The 15,965-nt window shown below is 74.1% G+C and carries 14 protein-coding genes and 1 tRNA gene; 7 read left to right on the forward strand and 8 right to left on the reverse strand.

What is annotated here, in order from left to right; genetic code table 11:
• Window positions 1–70: 70 nt before the first annotated feature.
• The 6 genes from RLT57_RS10170 (at window position 71) to RLT57_RS10195 (ending at window position 4,980) form a co-directional block, all read left to right on the forward strand.
• Window positions 71–142, forward strand: a tRNA-Gln gene (locus RLT57_RS10170).
• Window positions 143–214: 72 nt separating this feature from the next.
• Window positions 215–1,669 (forward strand): bifunctional UDP-N-acetylglucosamine diphosphorylase/glucosamine-1-phosphate N-acetyltransferase GlmU, encoded by a 1,455-nt coding sequence (glmU, locus tag RLT57_RS10175; protein ID WP_311297053.1) that lies wholly within the window; start codon window positions 215–217, stop codon window positions 1,667–1,669.
• Between the two features lie 144 nt (window positions 1,670–1,813).
• Window positions 1,814–2,800, forward strand: a complete 987-nt coding sequence (locus RLT57_RS10180) for a ribose-phosphate diphosphokinase (protein ID WP_311297054.1) — start codon at window positions 1,814–1,816, stop codon at window positions 2,798–2,800.
• Window positions 2,801–3,042: 242 nt separating this feature from the next.
• Window positions 3,043–3,651, forward strand: a complete 609-nt coding sequence (locus RLT57_RS10185; RefSeq protein WP_311297055.1) for a 50S ribosomal protein L25/general stress protein Ctc — start codon at window positions 3,043–3,045, stop codon at window positions 3,649–3,651.
• 133 nt (window positions 3,652–3,784) lie between these two features.
• Window positions 3,785–4,378: an aminoacyl-tRNA hydrolase gene (pth, locus tag RLT57_RS10190; RefSeq protein WP_311297056.1), complete on the forward strand. Its 594-nt coding sequence runs from the start codon at window positions 3,785–3,787 to the stop codon at window positions 4,376–4,378.
• A gap of 119 nt (window positions 4,379–4,497) precedes the next feature.
• Complete coding sequence (locus RLT57_RS10195; RefSeq protein WP_311297057.1) at window positions 4,498–4,980, forward strand: hypothetical protein; 483 nt, start codon at window positions 4,498–4,500, stop codon at window positions 4,978–4,980.
• 196 nt (window positions 4,981–5,176) lie between these two features.
• Here the strand turns inward: RLT57_RS10195 and RLT57_RS10200 are convergent, their stop codons facing one another.
• Complete coding sequence (locus RLT57_RS10200) at window positions 5,177–6,016, reverse strand: trans-aconitate 2-methyltransferase (RefSeq protein WP_311297058.1); 840 nt, start codon at window positions 6,014–6,016, stop codon at window positions 5,177–5,179.
• A gap of 127 nt (window positions 6,017–6,143) precedes the next feature.
• On the opposite strand from RLT57_RS10200, the gene RLT57_RS10205 reads away from it, so the two are divergent.
• Window positions 6,144–6,641 carry a MarR family winged helix-turn-helix transcriptional regulator gene (locus tag RLT57_RS10205; protein WP_311297059.1) on the forward strand — a complete coding sequence of 166 codons (498 nt, stop codon included), beginning with the start codon at window positions 6,144–6,146 and terminating at the stop codon, window positions 6,639–6,641.
• On the opposite strand, the gene RLT57_RS10210 is transcribed toward RLT57_RS10205, so the two are convergent.
• From RLT57_RS10210 to RLT57_RS10240, 7 genes are all read right to left on the reverse strand, one after another.
• Window positions 6,600–7,406 carry a response regulator transcription factor gene (locus RLT57_RS10210; RefSeq protein WP_311297060.1) on the reverse strand — a complete coding sequence of 269 codons (807 nt, stop codon included), beginning with the start codon at window positions 7,404–7,406 and terminating at the stop codon, window positions 6,600–6,602. The two genes, RLT57_RS10205 and RLT57_RS10210, sit on opposite strands and share 42 nt — an antisense overlap.
• Window positions 7,407–8,050: 644 nt before the next feature.
• Window positions 8,051–9,196 (reverse strand): galactokinase, encoded by a 1,146-nt coding sequence (galK, locus tag RLT57_RS10215; RefSeq protein ID WP_311297061.1) that lies wholly within the window; start codon window positions 9,194–9,196, stop codon window positions 8,051–8,053.
• Window positions 9,193–10,173 (reverse strand): UDP-glucose 4-epimerase GalE, encoded by a 981-nt coding sequence (gene galE / locus RLT57_RS10220; protein WP_311297062.1) that lies wholly within the window; start codon window positions 10,171–10,173, stop codon window positions 9,193–9,195. The genes galK and galE overlap by 4 nt, the downstream gene beginning before the upstream one ends.
• A complete protein-coding gene (galT, locus tag RLT57_RS10225; protein WP_311297063.1) occupies window positions 10,170–11,216 on the reverse strand; it encodes a galactose-1-phosphate uridylyltransferase in 1,047 nt (348 codons plus the stop codon). Before galT ends, galE begins: the two co-directional genes overlap by 4 nt.
• A 513-nt stretch (window positions 11,217–11,729) precedes the next feature.
• Window positions 11,730–12,413: a helix-turn-helix transcriptional regulator gene (locus RLT57_RS10230; RefSeq protein ID WP_311297064.1), complete on the reverse strand. Its 684-nt coding sequence runs from the start codon at window positions 12,411–12,413 to the stop codon at window positions 11,730–11,732.
• Between the two features lie 347 nt (window positions 12,414–12,760).
• The gene (locus tag RLT57_RS10235; protein ID WP_311297065.1) at window positions 12,761–14,551 is read right to left on the reverse strand and encodes an ABC-F family ATP-binding cassette domain-containing protein; all 1,791 of its coding nucleotides are present in this window, start codon (window positions 14,549–14,551) and stop codon (window positions 12,761–12,763) included.
• Between the two features lie 413 nt (window positions 14,552–14,964).
• The gene (locus RLT57_RS10240) at window positions 14,965–15,879 is read right to left on the reverse strand and encodes a 4-(cytidine 5'-diphospho)-2-C-methyl-D-erythritol kinase (RefSeq protein WP_311297066.1); all 915 of its coding nucleotides are present in this window, start codon (window positions 15,877–15,879) and stop codon (window positions 14,965–14,967) included.
• Window positions 15,880–15,965: the final 86 nt, after the last annotated feature.

Consider the following 15,965-nt stretch of genomic DNA (forward strand, 5'->3'; position numbering starts at 1 on the left):
GGGGGTCGTACGGCATGATGGAACCGAGCAGCCCGACGGGCCCGACACCGGGCCGCAGGAGTCGAGTTGATCCGCCGTGGTGTAATCGGCAGCACTGGGGCTTTTGGTGCCTTAAGTCCGGGTTCGAGTCCTGGCGGCGGAGCAGTACGTAGTCGTGGTCCGGCCCGTCGGTATCCTTCGGGTGTCCAACACCCGAAGCCGAGGAGTCTCCGCCGTGAGCCCCAACCGCCCGGCTGCCGTCGTCATCCTCGCCGCGGGTGAGGGCACCCGCATGAAGTCGGCGACCCCCAAGGTCCTGCACACCCTCTGCGGCCGTTCGCTGCTCGGCCATGTCGTCGCCGTCGCCGGCGCGCTGGAGCCCGAGCACCTGCTGGTGGTCGTCGGTCACGCCCGCGAACAGGTCACCGAGCACCTGGCCGGGCTCGACCCGCGGGCGCTGACCGCGGTGCAGGACGAGCAGCGCGGCACCGGGCACGCGGTCCGCACCGGCCTGGACGAGCTGAGCCGCCGGGGCGTGGTGCCGGACGGCACGGTGGTCGTCACCTACGGCGACACGCCGCTGCTCACCACCGAGACGCTCACCACCCTGGTGGCCGCGCACGAGTCCGGCGGCAACGCGGTGACCGTGCTGACCGCCCGGGTCCCCGACCCCACCGGCTACGGGCGGATCATCCGCGGCGCGGGCGGCGACGTCACCGCGATCGTGGAGCAGAAGGACGCCACCGCGAGCCAGCGGGCCATCGCCGAGATCAACTCCGGGGTGTACGCCTATGACGCGCGGCTGCTGGCCGAGGCGCTGGGCAAGATCACCACCGACAACTCGCAGGGCGAGGAGTACCTGACCGAGACCCTGGCGATCCTTCGCCAGGCGGGCCACCGGGTGGGCGCGCACACCGCCCCCGACCACCGGGAGATCGCCGGGGTCAACAACCGGGTGCAGCTCGCAGAGGCCCGCCGGGTGCTCAACAGCCGGCTGCTGGTGCGGGCCATGCTGGAGGGCGCCACCGTCGTCGACCCCGGCTCGACCTGGGTGGACGTGTCGGTCACCGTCGCACCGGACGTCCTGATCCACCCCAACACCCAACTGCTGGGCGCCACCAGCCTCGCCGAGGGCGCCGAGGTCGGCCCCAACTGCACCCTCACCGACACCGCGGTCGGCGCCGGCGCCCGGGTCTCCAACACCGTCGCGGACCGGGCCGAGGTCGGCGAGCGGGCGAGCGTCGGGCCGTACGCGTACCTGCGGCCGGGCACCCGGCTGGGCGCCGGGGCCAAGGCCGGCACCTATGTGGAGATGAAGAACGCCGCCATCGGCGAGGGCACCAAGGTGCCCCACCTCAGCTACGTGGGTGACGCCACCATCGGCGACCACACCAACATCGGCGCCGCCAGCGTCTTCGTGAACTACGACGGCGAGGCCAAGCACCACACCACGATCGGCAGTCACTGCAAGACGGGCTCGGACAACATGTTCGTGGCGCCGGTCGTGGTCGGGGACGGCGCGTACACCGCGGCCGGCTCGGTGATCACCAAGGACGTCCCGGCCGGCTCACTGGCCGTCGCCCGCGGCCAGCAGCGCAACATCGACGGCTGGGTGGCCCGCAAACGCCCTGGCAGTGCCGCTGCGCAAGCGGCCGAACGCGCACAGCGGCACGGTGACCCGCAGCCCTAGTGAGGGTCGTCTCATCCGGCCCTTTTGCGGTGCACAGGTGTACCGCACGGGGCGTAGCGTGTGGTGTGCACACCATTCCGCCGGCCCGCCCGACTCCGGGCGGCGCTCTGTCGAACGCCAGTCGAACACCAAGGAGACGGTGCAGTGACCGGGATCAAGACGACCGGTGAGAAGAAGCTGATGCTCTTCTCCGGCCGCGCCCACCCCGATCTGGCGGAGGAGGTGGCGCACCAGCTCGCGGTCGAGCTCGTGCCGACCAGGGCTTTCGACTTCGCCAACGGCGAGATCTACGTGCGGTTCGAGGAGTCGGCCCGCGGCGCCGACTGCTTCCTGATCCAGAGCCACACCAGTCCGATCAACCAGTGGATCATGGAACAGCTGATCATGATCGACGCGCTCAAGCGGGCCTCGGCCCGGAGCATCACGGTGATCGTCCCCTTCTACGGGTACGCCCGGCAGGACAAGAAGCACCGCGGCCGTGAGCCGATCTCGGCCCGGCTGATGGCCGACCTGTTCAAGACGGCGGGCGCCGACCGCATCCTCACCGTCGACCTGCACACCGACCAGATCCAGGGCTTCTTCGACGGCCCGGTGGACCACCTCTTCGCGCTGCCGGTGCTCGCCGACTACGTGGGCGCGAAGGTGGACCGCTCCAAGCTGACCATCGTCTCCCCCGACGCCGGCCGGGTCCGGGTCGCCGACCGCTGGTGCGACCGGCTGGGCGCCCCGCTGGCCATCGTGCACAAGCGCCGCGACCCCGACGTCGCCAACCAGGTGAAGGTCCACGAGGTGGTCGGCGACGTCAAGGGCCGGGTCTGCGTCCTGGTGGACGACATGATCGACACCGGCGGCACCATCTGCGCCGCCGCCGACGCGCTGTTCGCCAACGGCGCCGAGGACGTCATCGTGACCGCCACCCACGGCGTGCTCTCCGGGCCCGCCGCGGACCGGCTGAAGAACTCCCGGGTCAGCGAGTTCGTCCTCACCGACACCCTGCCGACGCCCAGCCAGATCAACCTGGACAAGGTGACCGTGCTGTCGATGGCGCCGACCATCGCCAACGCGGTCCGCGAGGTGTTCGAGGACGGCTCGGTGACCAGCCTCTTCGAGGACTCCAAGAGCCCGCACTGACCTGATCGGGCGCCCGGCCCCGCGCCGGGCGGCGCCGCCCGATTTCGTCCGGGGCCCTCCCGCCGGTTACGCTGTCCGCGTTGCTCGGCGAGGGAGGCCCCGGACTCTTGTCCGGACCGTTCTCCGTTATCGGCGCGCTCCTCGTAACCGGTCCCCGCCAGTGCGCGGGGATGAGTCGTGGAACGGCCCGTCGTGGGTCGGGTGACGTCAACCGCCGTCCCGTTACGAGGAGTCCAGCGCCCATGGCCGAAGTGAAGATCCCCGCAGAACCGCGTACCGAGTTCGGCAAGGGCGCCGCCCGCCGGGTGCGCCGCGCCAACCAGGTCCCCGCCGTCATCTACGGCCACGGCGCCGAGCCCCAGCACGTCACCGTCCCCGGCCACGAGCTGCTGCTGGCGCTGCGCACCGCCAACGTGCTGATCTCGCTGGAGATCGGGGGCCGGTCCGAGCTGGTCATCCCCAAGGCCGTGCAGCGCAACCCGCTGAAGGGCTTCCTGGAGCACATCGACCTGCTGTCGGTCAAGAGCGGCGAGAAGGTCACCGTCGACGTACCGGTCAACGTCGAGGGCGAGCCGGCCCCGGGCGGCAACCTGCTGGAGCACCTGCTCAACACGCTGCCGGTCGAGACCGAGGCCACCCACATCCCCGAGGGCGTCACCGTCTCCGTCGAGGGCCTGGAGGCCGGCGCGGCCATCCTCGCCAAGGACATCGAGCTGCCCAAGGGCACCGTGCTGGCCGTGGAGGGCGACACCGTCGTCATCCAGGTCGTCTCCGCGCAGGCCGAGGCGGCCGACGAGTCCGGCGCCGAGGGCGAGGGCGCCGCCTCCGCCGAGTCCGGCGCCGAGGGCTGACCGCTCCCACCGCGCTCACCGGGTCCACCGCCGCCGCGTCCGCCGCGCCGACCGGTCCCGCGCCACCCGGCCGCCGTCGTACCCTCCGGGGTGCGGCGGCGGCCGCATTTCCCGACGGCTTACGGAGACGTGGATGACCGACAGCACAGAGCCCTGGCTGGTGGTGGGCCTGGGCAATCCCGGGCCCGAGTACGCCGGCAACCGGCACAACATCGGCTTCATGGTGGCCGATCTGCTCGCCGAACGGATCGGCGGGAAGTTCAAGCGCGCGCAGAAGGCCCAGGCACAGGTGGTGGAGGGCCGGATCGGACCGGCCGGGCCGGCGGGCCGGCGGGTGGTGCTGGCCAAGCCGATGTCGTTCATGAACCTGTCCGGCGGGCCGGTGACCGCGCTCAAGGAGTTCTACAAGGTCCCCACCGAGCGGATCATCGCCGTGCACGACGAGCTGGACATCGACTTCCCCACCCTGCGGCTCAAGCTGGGCGGCGGCGACAACGGCCACAACGGCCTGAAGTCGATGACGAAGTCGCTGGGCGCGGACTACCTGCGGGTGCGGGCCGGGATCGGCCGGCCGCCGGGCCGGATGGAGGTGGCGGCCTTCGTGCTGAAGGACTTCTCCTCCGCCGAGCGCAAGGAGCTGGACTGGTTCGTGGACCGGGCCGCCGACGCGGTGGAGGCACTGGTCGCCGAGGGCCTGCAGCGCGCCCAGTCCACGTACAACAGCTGACCGGCCGACAACCCGACCGGCCGACAGCCACGCGGCCGGCAACCGCCCGGTCAGCGCCCGGACGCGGCTGTCACCAGCCGAGTTGACCGGACGGTACACCATGGCCAAAGATCGCCCGCATGGCGAAAGCAAGCCCCCAGGGGGCCTCGGGGCTGGCGCTGTTCGCCCGGATGGTCGCGGCGGGGGTGCTGGCGCTGCTGCTCCTGGTGGCGGCCGGCTGGAACTCCTGGCAGACCGCGCAGTACGTGGTCCTCACCAAGGGCCGCGAGCAGGGCACCGTGACGCTCACCGCGTGCGGCGGCTCCGACGACTGCACCGGCCCGTTCGCCCCCAAGGGCAGCGCGGTCGCCCGGCCGCAGGTGACGGTGAACCTGCCGGTACGCCACCACGTCGGTGAGCGGGTGGACGTGGTGCTCAGGCCCGGCACGCTCACCGCGGTGCGGTCGGGTTTCGGCGGACTGCTCTTCGCCTGGGTGCCGTTCGGCGGCGCGCTGCTGCTGGCCGCCGTGGTGGTGGCCGGCGGTCTGCGGATGCGCCGCACCGCCTGGACCCTCGCGACGGCCGGCGCGGCCCTGCTGGGCGGGGCGTTCCTGACCCTGTGAGGGGCAGCGTACGGCGCCGGGCGGGATATCGGCGCCGGGCGGGACCGGTGGCGGACGGGACCGGTGGCGGACGCGTCGCCGGCCGCCCCGGTCCTCCCGTGCTACGGCCGTACGACCCCACGAGCACGCGCTTACGCGCACCGGGCCCGTACGTACGGCCCTGCCCGCACCCGCACCCGCACCCGCACCCGCACGGTCAGTCCGCCGCCCCGGCGGGCGCCGCCGCGGTCCTGGCGACCGCGAAGATCCGGCGGAACGGGAAGACCGTGCCGTGCGGGCCCGCCGGGTAGGCCGCGCGCAGCAGGTCCCGGTACTGCCGGACGAACTCCCCCGCCGCCCGCGGGTCGCCCGCCAGCGCGGTCAGTACCGGCCGCAGCGCGGTGCCCTTGGTCCACTCCAGCACCGGGTCCTCCCCCCGGAGCAGCTGGACGTAGGTGGTCTCCCAGACGTCGACGGCCGCGCAGCCCTGCCCGGCGAGCAGTTCCGCGTACTCGGCGGGGCGCAGGACGTGCAGATGGCGGCCGGCCTGCCCGCCCAGCCGGTCCCGCCACGCGGGGCTCTCGCACAGCTCGGCGAGCAGCGCGTGGCTGGGGGCGGTGAGGTTCCCCGGCACCTGGAAGGCGAGGGTGCCGCCGGGGGTGAGGTGTGCCAGCCAGTCGGGGAAGCGGTCGGCGTGGCCGGGAACCCATTGGAGGGCGGCGTTGGAGACAATCAGGTCGTGGCGCTCCCGCGGTGTCCAGCGGGCGGCGTCGGCGTACCGGAACTCCAGTACGCCGCCGCCCGGCGTGCGTCCGGCGTGGGGCGCCGCCGCGGCCAGCATCTCGCGCGAGGTGTCGTAGCCGGTGATCCGGGCACCGGGCCAGCGGTCGGCGAGCCGGAGGGTGACGTTGCCGGGGCCGCAGCCGATGTCGGCGATCCTGGGCGCGGCGCCGCCGGGGAGCGGTCCGACCCGGGCCAGCAGGTCGTGGAAGGGCCGGGTGCGGTGGGTGGCGTGCCGCAGGTACTGCCCGGGGTCCCATGCGGGGGCTTGTGGCATCGTCGGTCCTCCCTGGAATGGCACGGGGACGGAGCGCGGCACGCGGCCCGCACCCGCGCAGACTCCCCCCAGGGTATATCTTGACGTCAAGAGACTTCATGTCGACAGACCTACTACACTGATCGCCATGGAGGACGAGGTCGACCGGCTGGTCGCTGCATGGCGCCGAGAGCGTCCCGACCTCGACGTGGAACCGCTGGAGGTGCTCAGCCGGGTCAGCAGGCTCGCCCGGCACCTCGACCGGGCCCGGCGGCTGGCGTTCGCCGAGCACCGGCTGGAGCCGTGGGAGTTCGACGTGCTCACCGCGCTGCGGCGCACCGGCCCCCCGTACCAGCTCTCCCCCGGGCAGCTGCTCACCCAGACGCTGGTCACCTCGGGCACCATGACCAACCGCATCGACCGGCTGGCCAAGCGCGGACTGGTCGGGCGGCTGCCCGACCCCACCGACCGGCGCGGCGTCCTGGTCCGGCTCACCCCGGAAGGCCGGGGCCGCGCCGATCAGGCGCTGGCCGGGCTGCTCGCGCAGGAGCGGGCCATCCTGGGCGAGCTGAGCGAGCGGCAGCGGGCCGAACTGGCCTCGCTGCTACGACAGCTGACCGCGCCGTTCGACAACGTCCCCGGCTGACGGGACCAGCTCCACCGGCCCCACCCCGGCCCGGCGGGCGAGGGCGACGGCGGCCAGCGTGGAGTGCACCCCCAGCTTGCCCAGCACGTTCTGCATATGGGTGCGGACGGTGTGCGGCGACAGGAACAGCCGCTCGGCGACCGCCTTGCGGCCCAGGCCCGCGACCATGCAGCGCAGCACCTCCTGCTCGCGCGGGGTCAGCGACTCCACCAGCTGCTCGCTCTCGGTGCGGTGCCGGCGGGCCGCGGTCAGCTCCCGCAGCACCCCGGTCAGCAGCGCCGGCGGCAGATGCGTCTCGTCGCGCAGTACCCCGCGCACCACGGCCAGCAGCCGGGACAGCGAGCAGTCCTTGGCGACCCAGCCCGACGCGCCCGCCTGGAGTGCCCTGGCGGCCCGTACCGGGTCGTCCCGCTCGGCCAGCACGACGGTCCTGGTGCCCGGGTAGTCCGAGCGCACCCGCTCCACCAGGGCCAGCCCGTCCAGTACCGGGTCGCGCGGCTCGGCGGCCGGCCGGCGCTCGCCGCCGGACAGCGACGGCACCGCGGCCAGCGTCACCGCCGGACGCGGCCCGGAGCCGAGGTCGGCGTCGACCAGCAGGACGTCGTAGCGGCGGTTGTCCACCGCCGCCCGGTCCAGGCAGCGCTGCGCCGCGGGCCCGCTCCCCGCGGCCGAGACGTCGACGTCGGGTTCCGCCGCGAGTGCGGCGGCGAGCGACTCGGCGAAGATGCGATGGTCGTCGACGACGAGAACGCGGATTCGTCCCACGGAACACCACTCCCGTAAAAGGGCACTCCCCCAGTGGCGGCGGGGCGTCATTCGCGTGGGATCCGGCACCCGGACCGGGACCGCCGCCCCTGGCCGGGTGCCGAACCCCTTGCGTCTCGCCCCCTGATCGACACCGGCCCCCACCGGCGTCGTTGGGAAAAGCGTAGGGGCTCAGCCGTGGATTGGAGCCCTCTTGGCGGAAGTTACCGGCGGGACGCTGCGTGCAATTGCCGCTGGCCGGACACGTGTGGGGTGCAGGTGACGGGACGTGCGCCTGCGCCTGCCGGGAGCGGCGGCGGTGGCCCCCCCCCGGGCCGGGAGCCGCCCGCCGGGTTCCGGCCCCCGACGGCGCATCCCGGGCCCGCTCCGGACGCCGCGGACCGGCCTTCGCCGCGGACCGGTCCCCGGCGCGGACCGGCACCGGACGGCGCCCGAAGGACCGGGCCGCGACCGGGCCGCCGGGTCCGGCCGAACCCGGGTGGGACCATGCCGCGACCGGGCCGGGTCCCGGGCAGGTCCCGGTCTGGTCCTGCCCGGGGCCTGGGCGGGACCCGGGCGGACAGGACCCGGCGGGGTCCCGGACAAGTTCCGCCCCGGGGTCCGTTCGGCCGCCGGGGCGGAACTTGTCCGGGCGCCGGGGCGGGCTACCCGAGGCGGTGGGCGCCCGGGCCCGGGACGGTGGTGAAACGGCGGGACTGCGGCAGCGCCCGGTCGATCGCGGAGCCGATCCTCTCCTCGGCCGACTCCTCCAGGAGGACGATCGCCGAGCCGCCGAACCCGCCGCCGGTCATCCGCGCGCCGAGCGCGCCCTCGGCGAGCGCGGTGTCCACCACGACGTCGAGCTCCGCGCAGGAGATGCGGAAGTCGTCGCGCAGCGAGACGTGCCCGGCGGTGAGGACCGGGCCGATGTCGGCGGTCCGGCCGGCGTCCAGCAGGGCGATGACCTCCTCGACCCGGCGGTTCTCGGTGACAATGTGCCGGGTCAGCCGCCGCAGCCGGTCGTCCGGGAGGGCGGCCAGCGCCGCGTCCAGATCCCCGTACGCCACGTCCCGCAGCGCGGGCAGCCCGAGTGCCGCCGCGGCGGCCTCGCAGCCGGCCCGCAGCTCGCCGTAGGCGCCGTCGGCGTGGGCGTGCTTGACCCGGGTGTCCACCACCAGCAGCCGCAGCCCCTCGGCCGCCAGGTCGAACGGCACCTGGCGCTGCGCCATGCTGCGGACGTCCAGATGCAGGGCGTGCCCCTCGGTGCAGCACGCGGACGCGATCTGGTCCATCACGCCGACCGGCGCGCCCACGTAGACGTTCTCCGAGCGCTGGCACAGCAGCGCCAGCTCCTGCCGGGTCGGCTCGACCCCGTACAGCTCGGTCAGTGCCAGCGCGGTGACGACCTGGAGCGCGGCCGACGAGGACAGGCCGCCGCCGACCGGGACCGTACTGGTGTAGTGGATGTCGGCGCCGCCGACCGGGTGCCCGGCCTCGCGGAGCGTCCACAGCACGGCCGCGGGGTAGCGGGCCCAGCCCTCGGTGGCGCCGGGGGCCAGGCGTGCGACGTCCAGTTCGACGACGCCGCCGGCGCCGATGCCCGTGGCGGCCGAGTGCAGCCGCAGCCGACCGTCGTCGCGGCGGGCGACCGCGGCGCGGGTGGTGTGCGGCAGCGCGAACGGCATCACGAAGCCGTCGTTGTAGTCGGTGTGCTCGCCGATCAGGTTGACCCGGCCGGGCGCCGCCCAACCGCCCTCCGGGGCCCGCCCGAAGACCTCGGTGAAGGCGGCGCCCAACGCGGCTTCGGTCATGGCGTCTCCCCTGCCAGCGCCTGGGCGAAGACCCAGGCGTCCCGGACCATCTCGGTGAGGCCGGTACGGCTCGGCCGCCAGCCCAGCCGCTCGCGGGCGCGGTCGGCGGAGGCGACGAGGACGGCGGGGTCGCCGGCCCGGCGCCGCTCGACCGTGGCCGGGACCGGGTGCCCGGTGACCTCGCGGACCGCGTCGATGACCTCACGGACCGAGAAACCCGTGCCGTTGCCGAGGTTGCAGATCAGGTGCTCGCCCGCCGGGGCCCCGTCCAGGGCCAGCAGGTGCGCCTCGGCGAGGTCGGCGACGTGGATGTAGTCCCGCAGGCAGGTGCCGTCCGGCGTCGGGTAGTCGTCGCCGTAGACGGAGACCGCGGCGCGCCTGCCCTGGGCGACCTGGAGCACCAGCGGGATCAGGTGCGACTCGGGGTCGTGGCGCTCGCCGTGGCGGCCGTAGGCGCCGGCCACGTTGAAGTAGCGCAGGGAGACCGCGGACAGCCCGTGGGCGGCGCACTGGGCGCTGATCATGTGGTCCACGGCGAGCTTGGTGGCGCCGTACGGATTGGTGGGCGCGGTAGCGGCGTCCTCGGTGATGGGGATCGCGGCGGGCTCGCCGTAGGTGGCGGCGGTGGAGGAGAAGACCAGGGTGCCGACCCCGGCCTCCCGCATGGCGGCGAGCAGTTCGAGGGTGCCGGCCACGTTGTTGCGCCAGTACTTCTCAGGGTTGGCGACCGACTCGCCGACCTGCGAGGAGGCGGCGAAGTGCAGCACCGCGTCGAAGGAGCCGTCCAGTACCCTGGCCGCGTCCTGGATCCGTCCCTCGACGAACTCCGCGCCCTCCGGTACCCCTTCGCGGAAGCCGGTGGACAGGTCGTCGAGCACCACCACCCGGTGCCCGGCCTCCAGCAGGTGGGCGGCCACCACACCGCCGACGTACCCGGCTCCGCCGGTCACCAGCAGCTTCTTCCGCAGGTTGCTCACTGAGTCGCTACCTCTCGCAGTCGCTTCGCTGCGGACTCCGGCGGCACGTCGTTGACGAAGGCGCTCATGCCCGATTCGGAGCCCGCGAGGAACTTCAGCTTGCCCGAAGTCCGCCGGATGGTGAAAAGCTCCAGGTGAAGGGCGAAGTCGCGGCGGTCGGCGGCGGTGAACGGAGCCTGGTGCCAGCCGGAGATGTACGGCGTCTGCGGCTGGTCGTCGCCGAAGATCCGGTCGAAGCGGCGCAGCAGTTCGAGGTAGAGCGCCGGGAACTCCGCGCGGGCGTCCTCGCCCAGACCGAGCAGGTCGGGCACCCGGCGGTTGGGGTAGAGGTGCACCTCGTACGGCCAGTGCGCGGCGTACGGGGTGAACGCGGTCCAGTGCTCGCCGGCCAGCACGATCCGGCGGCCGTCGGCGCGCTCGTCGGCGAGGACGTCGTCGAAGAGGTTGCGGCCGCCGGTGGCCTCGCGGTGCGCGGCCAGCGAGCGCAGCATCAGGGCGGTGCGGGGGGTGACGAACGGGTAGCCGTAGATCTGGCCGTGCGGGTGGCCGAGGGTGACGCCGATCTCCTCGCCGCGGTTCTCGAACGGGTAGACCTGTACGACGCCGGGCAGCTGCGAGAGGTCCCGGGTGCGGTCGGTCCAGGCGTCCAGCACCAGGCGGGCGCGGGCCGGGGTCAGCCCGGCGAAGGACGCGTCGTGGTCGGAGGTGAAGCAGACCACCTCGCAGCGGCCCTTGTCGCCGGTCAGCGACGGGAAGCGGTTCTCGAACACCACCACCTCGTAGTCCGGCGCCGGGATCTCGCTCAGCCGCCCCTCGCGGGAGGGACACAGCGGGCACTGGTCGGCCGGCGGATGGTAGGTACGGCCCTGCCGGTACGAGGCGACGGCCACCGCGTCACCGAGCAGCCGGTCGGCACGGACCTCGGAGGTCGTGGCGACGGGCTCCAGCGGGCGCAGGTCGGCGGCGTCGCGCACGACCGAATCGGCGGAGTCGTAGTAGATCAGCTCGCGGCCGTCCGCGAGCCGAATCGTCGTCTTCTTCACCCTGCGGCACCTCACACCACAATCTCCCAACAGAACCGCACACAATGAACCACAACAGAACAGTCCCGTCAATGCGCAGGGCAGACCGAACTTCACATCGACCGGAGGACCACACGCCGGGGTCAGGACGGAGGTAACCAAACAGATCCGCACGGATGTCATCAGGCGGGACATGCCGACCGGCGCGCCGACCCCCGAAGGGCCCTGGCCGGGCGGGCGACCGGGGCGGGTCCGGCGTGGGCTCGGGGCGGGTCCGGCGCGGGCCGCGCCCCCCGGTACGGCCTGCGGCGCGGGCCCGCCCGTGGCACCCACCAGCCGCGCCCGAGACCGCCGCAGGCGGTACCGCAGCCGCCGCTGGCCGCGCCCGTCCCCGCCCGCGGTTCAGCGCGGTCAGCGCGGTCAGCGCGGTTCAGCGCGGTTCAGCGCGGTTCAGCGCGGTTCAGCGCGGTTCAGCATGCCCGGCGTGAGGACTTCGCGGCGGCAAGGGTCCGCGCTCCGGCGTAACGGTTCTGCTCAGGGGTGGCCGGCGGTCTCCTCCACCGCTCTGTCCAGCAGGCCGGTGCGGGCCGCCAGGGCCGCGGCCTCCAGCCGTGAGCCCACGCCCAGCTTCATCAGCACCCGCTGCACATGCGTACGGGCGGTGCTCGGCGCTATCCGCATGCCCGCCGCGATCAGCCGGGTGTCCTCGCCCTCGGCGACCCGTACCAGCACCTCGATCTCCCGCGGGGTGAGCATCTCCAGCAGCCGCGCGCCCTCGTCGTCGGGCTGCCGCGCCGGATTCAGCAGCTCCGCGAACGCGCCCTGCAGCAACGGCTGGGAGATGGCCACCTCACCGGCCCGCGCCTTGGCCATCGCCCGCTCGACGCCCTCGATCCGCTCGTCGTGCCGTACGTATCCGGACGCGCCCGCCGCGAAGGCCGCCGCGATGCCGCGCGGATCGGGCACCGGTCCGAGCACCACCACCGCCACCGCGGACCGCTCCCGCTTGATCCGCGCCACCGCGTCGAACGCCCCCGGCTCCGCGGGCGACGCCGTGCCGAACAGGCACACCTCGGGCGACCTGCTCAGCACCAACTCGGCCGCGCCGCCGGCCGGAGCCGCCGCGGCCAGCACCCGGTGCCCGCGCAGCTTCAGCGCCGAGGCGAGCGCCTCCGCGAGCAGCCGGTGGTCGTCGACCACCACGAGCCGTACGCCCATGTCGGGTGTCCCCCCCATCCCCCCAGGGGCCTGGGCCGCTGCCGGCCCCCGTGCCCTGTGCATAGCGCCGCGGGAACCGCCCCAACCACGTCCCCACGCCTGGGGAACCGTCCCGTTGGCCGCGAAGCTACACGCTCGCCGGACTCCGCGGGCCCTCATCCGGACAGAACCCTCCGGCAATTGCGGATGACCCTCCGGTACCGGCGCCGGTGCCCGGCCCGCGGTCCCGGCGCCGCGGCGCCCGCTCCCCGGGCGCCGGTCCGCGGACCCCGGTCCGCGCCCCTGGTCCGCGTGCCCGGTCCGCTTGTACCGCCGCGGTCGCGCACACCGCCGCGGCGCGTGCCGCGTCACGCGTCCTCGGCCAACTCCAGCCAGCGCGTCTCCAGTTCCTCGCGCTCCTCGCGCAGCGACCGCAGCTCCGCGTCCAGCGCGGCGACCTTCCCGAAGTCGGTGGCGTGGTCGGCGATCTGGCCGTGCAGCTTGCTCTCGCGGTCGTTCATCTTGTCCAACTGCCGCTCGATGCGCTGAAGTTCCTTCTTCGCCGCCCGGGTGTCGCCGACCGGCCTCTCCCTCACCGGCGGCGGCGGGGGCGCCGCGGCCTCCACCAGCAGGCGGCGGCGCTCCAGGTACTCGTCCACCCCGCGCGGCAGCATCCGCAGACCGCGGTCGCCGAGCAGCGCGAACACCCGGTCGGTGGTGCGCTCCAGGAAGTACCGGTCGTGGCTGATCACCAGCATCGAGCCGGGCCAGCCGTCCAGCAGGTCCTCCAGCTGGGTCAGCGTCTCGATGTCCAGGTCGTTGGTCGGCTCGTCGAGGAACAGCACGTTGGGCTCGTCCATCAGCAGCCGCAGCAGTTGCAGCCGCCGCCGCTCGCCGCCGGACAGGTCGCCGACGGGTGTCCACTGCTTCTCCTTGGTGAAGCCGAACTTCTCGCACAGCTGACCCGCGGTCATCTCCCGGCCGTTGCCGAGGTCCACCCGCTGCCGTACCGACTCCACGGCCTGGAGGACCCGTTGGGCCGGGTCCAACTCAACGACCTCCTGGGAGAGGTAGGCGAGCTTCACGGTCCGGCCGACGACCACCCGGCCGTGCGCGGGCTGCTGGTCGCCGCCGCTGGACCAGGCGTTCGCCAGCGCCCGCAGGAACGAGGTCTTGCCGGAGCCGTTCACCCCGACCAGGCCGATCCGGTCGCCGGGGCCGAGCTGCCAGGTGATGTGCCGCAGCAACTCCCGCGGCCCGGCGGTGACCGTCACGTCCTCCAGCTCGAACACGGTCTTTCCCAGGCGAAAGTTGGCGAACTTCATCAGCTCCGCGGTGTCGCGCGGCGGCGGCACGTCCTCGATCAGCGCGTTGGCCGCCTCGATCCGGAACCGCGGCTTGGAGGTACGCGCGGGGGCGCCGCGGCGCAGCCAGGCCAGTTCCTTGCGGACCAGGTTCTGCCGCTTGCCCTCCTCGGTGGCCGCGATCCGCTCCCGCTCGGCGCGGGCGAACACGTAGTCGCTGTAGCCGCCCTCGTACTCGTACACCGTGCCGCGCTGCACGTCCCACATCTGCGTGCACACCTGGTCCAGGAACCAGCGGTCGTGGGTCACGCACACCAGAGCGGAGCGGCGGGCCTGGAGGTGCCCGGCGAGCCAGGCGATGCCCTCCACGTCCAGGTGGTTGGTGGGCTCGTCCAGTACCAGCAGGTCCTGCTCGTCGATCAGCAGTTTCGCCAGCGCGATACGGCGCCGCTCGCCGCCGCTCAGCGGTCCGATCACGGTGTCCAGTCCCTGGCCGAACCCCGGCAGGTCCAGCGCGCCGAACAGCCCGGTCAGCACGTCCCGGATCCGGCCGTCCCCGGCCCACGCGTGGTCCGGGCGGTCCCCGACGATCTCCTGGCGGATGGTCGCCTCCGGGTCCAGCGCGTCGTGCTGGGTCAGCACGCCCAGCCGCAGCCCGCTCTGGTGCGTGACCCGCCCGGTGTCCGGCTCCTCCAGCTTCGCCAGCATCCGCACCAGCGTCGTCTTGCCGTCGCCGTTCCGCCCGACGACCCCGATCCGGTCCCCCTCCGACACCCCGATGCTCAGTCCGTCGAGCAGGGCCCGGGTGCCGTATGTCTTGCCGACGGCCTCGACATTGACCAGATTCACGGCCACGTGCGTTTTTCTCCCGGCTCAGCGTGGGCTACTTCTCCCCCCAACCCTAGCCCGCCCCCCGCACCTCCCCCGCCGACCGTGGGACCGCCCGCGGCCGATGGCCCGCGAACCGCCCGAAGCGGAGGGGCGCGGGGCGCCGACCGCGGGGACGCGGTGCCGTTGCAGGACGGGGGCGCCCGCCCGCCCGAGCGGCGACAACTCTACGGGGGACGGTGCCGCCGCAGGCAGGGGCGGGCAGAGGAGGGGAAGGAGACTTTGGCGGACGGCCGCGACGCGGACCGCTCGGACCGGTGACCCGGGACGCGGCGGGGCGCCGGGCGCGGGGGCGCCCGTCCCTGCCGGACGCGGCGCGGGCCGGGGACCCGGGGACCGCCGCCGGCGTCGGCGGGAAGACCGCCCGGACGGGACAGGCCCTAAGGGACGATCGTCGCGCCCTCGGCCGGGGAGGCCGCGACGCGGGCGGAGGGGCCGAGGGTGGCCGCGATCTTCGCGGCCGTGTCGCCGTCGGGGGCGAGGAAGGCGCACGTGGGGCCCGATCCGGAGACGATCCCGGCCAGCGCCCCGGCCGCCACGCCCGCCCGGAGGGTCTCCGCCAGCTCCGGGCGCAGCGAGAGCGCCGCATCCTGGAGGTCGTTGGCCAGCGCACCCGCCAGCGCGTAGGCGTCCCCGCCGGCCAGCGCGGCCAGCAGCGCCGGGGCCGCCGCCGGTGCGGCGACCTCCGCGACGGTGTCCCCGTCGCCGCTCTCCCGGCGCAGCCGGTCGCACGCCCGGTAGACCTCCGGAGTCGACAGCCCGCCGAGCGCCGCCACGAACACCCAGTGGAACGCCCCGCCGACCTCCAGGGGCGTCAGCAGCTCCCCGCGCCCGACGCCCAGTGCCGCGCCGCCGACCAGCGGGAACGGCACGTCGCTGCCGAGCTCCGCGCACATCCCCAGCAGCTCCGCGCGCGAAGCCCCGGTCCCCCACAGCTCGTCGCAGGCGACCAGCGCCGCCGCCGCGTCCGCGCTGCCCCCGGCCATCCCGCCGGCCACGGGGATGTCCTTCTCGATGTGCAGGCGCACCTTCGGCTCGAACCCGTACCGCCCGGCGAGCAGCGCCGCCGCCCTCGCCGCCAGGTTCGACGCGTCCAGCGGCACCGACGCCACGTCCCTGCCCGCCGCGGTGATCCGCAGCTCCTCGGCCGGGGACGCGGTCACCCGGTCGTACAGTCCGACCGCGAGGAAGACGTTCGCCAGGTCGTGGAAGCCGTCCGGCCGGCGCCCGCCGACGGCGAGCTGGACATTGACCTTGGCGGGGACACGTACGGTCACGGCGGTCAGGGCGGTCACGGGCGGAGCTCCTCTGCGGCGGTACGGGGTACGGGTTCGGGCACGGCGGGGGCGCCGCGGTCCGGGGCGGTACGCGGCGCGGCGGC

The organism is Streptomyces sp. ITFR-21, assembly GCF_031844685.1.
Lineage (GTDB): Bacteria > Actinomycetota > Actinomycetes > Streptomycetales > Streptomycetaceae > Actinacidiphila.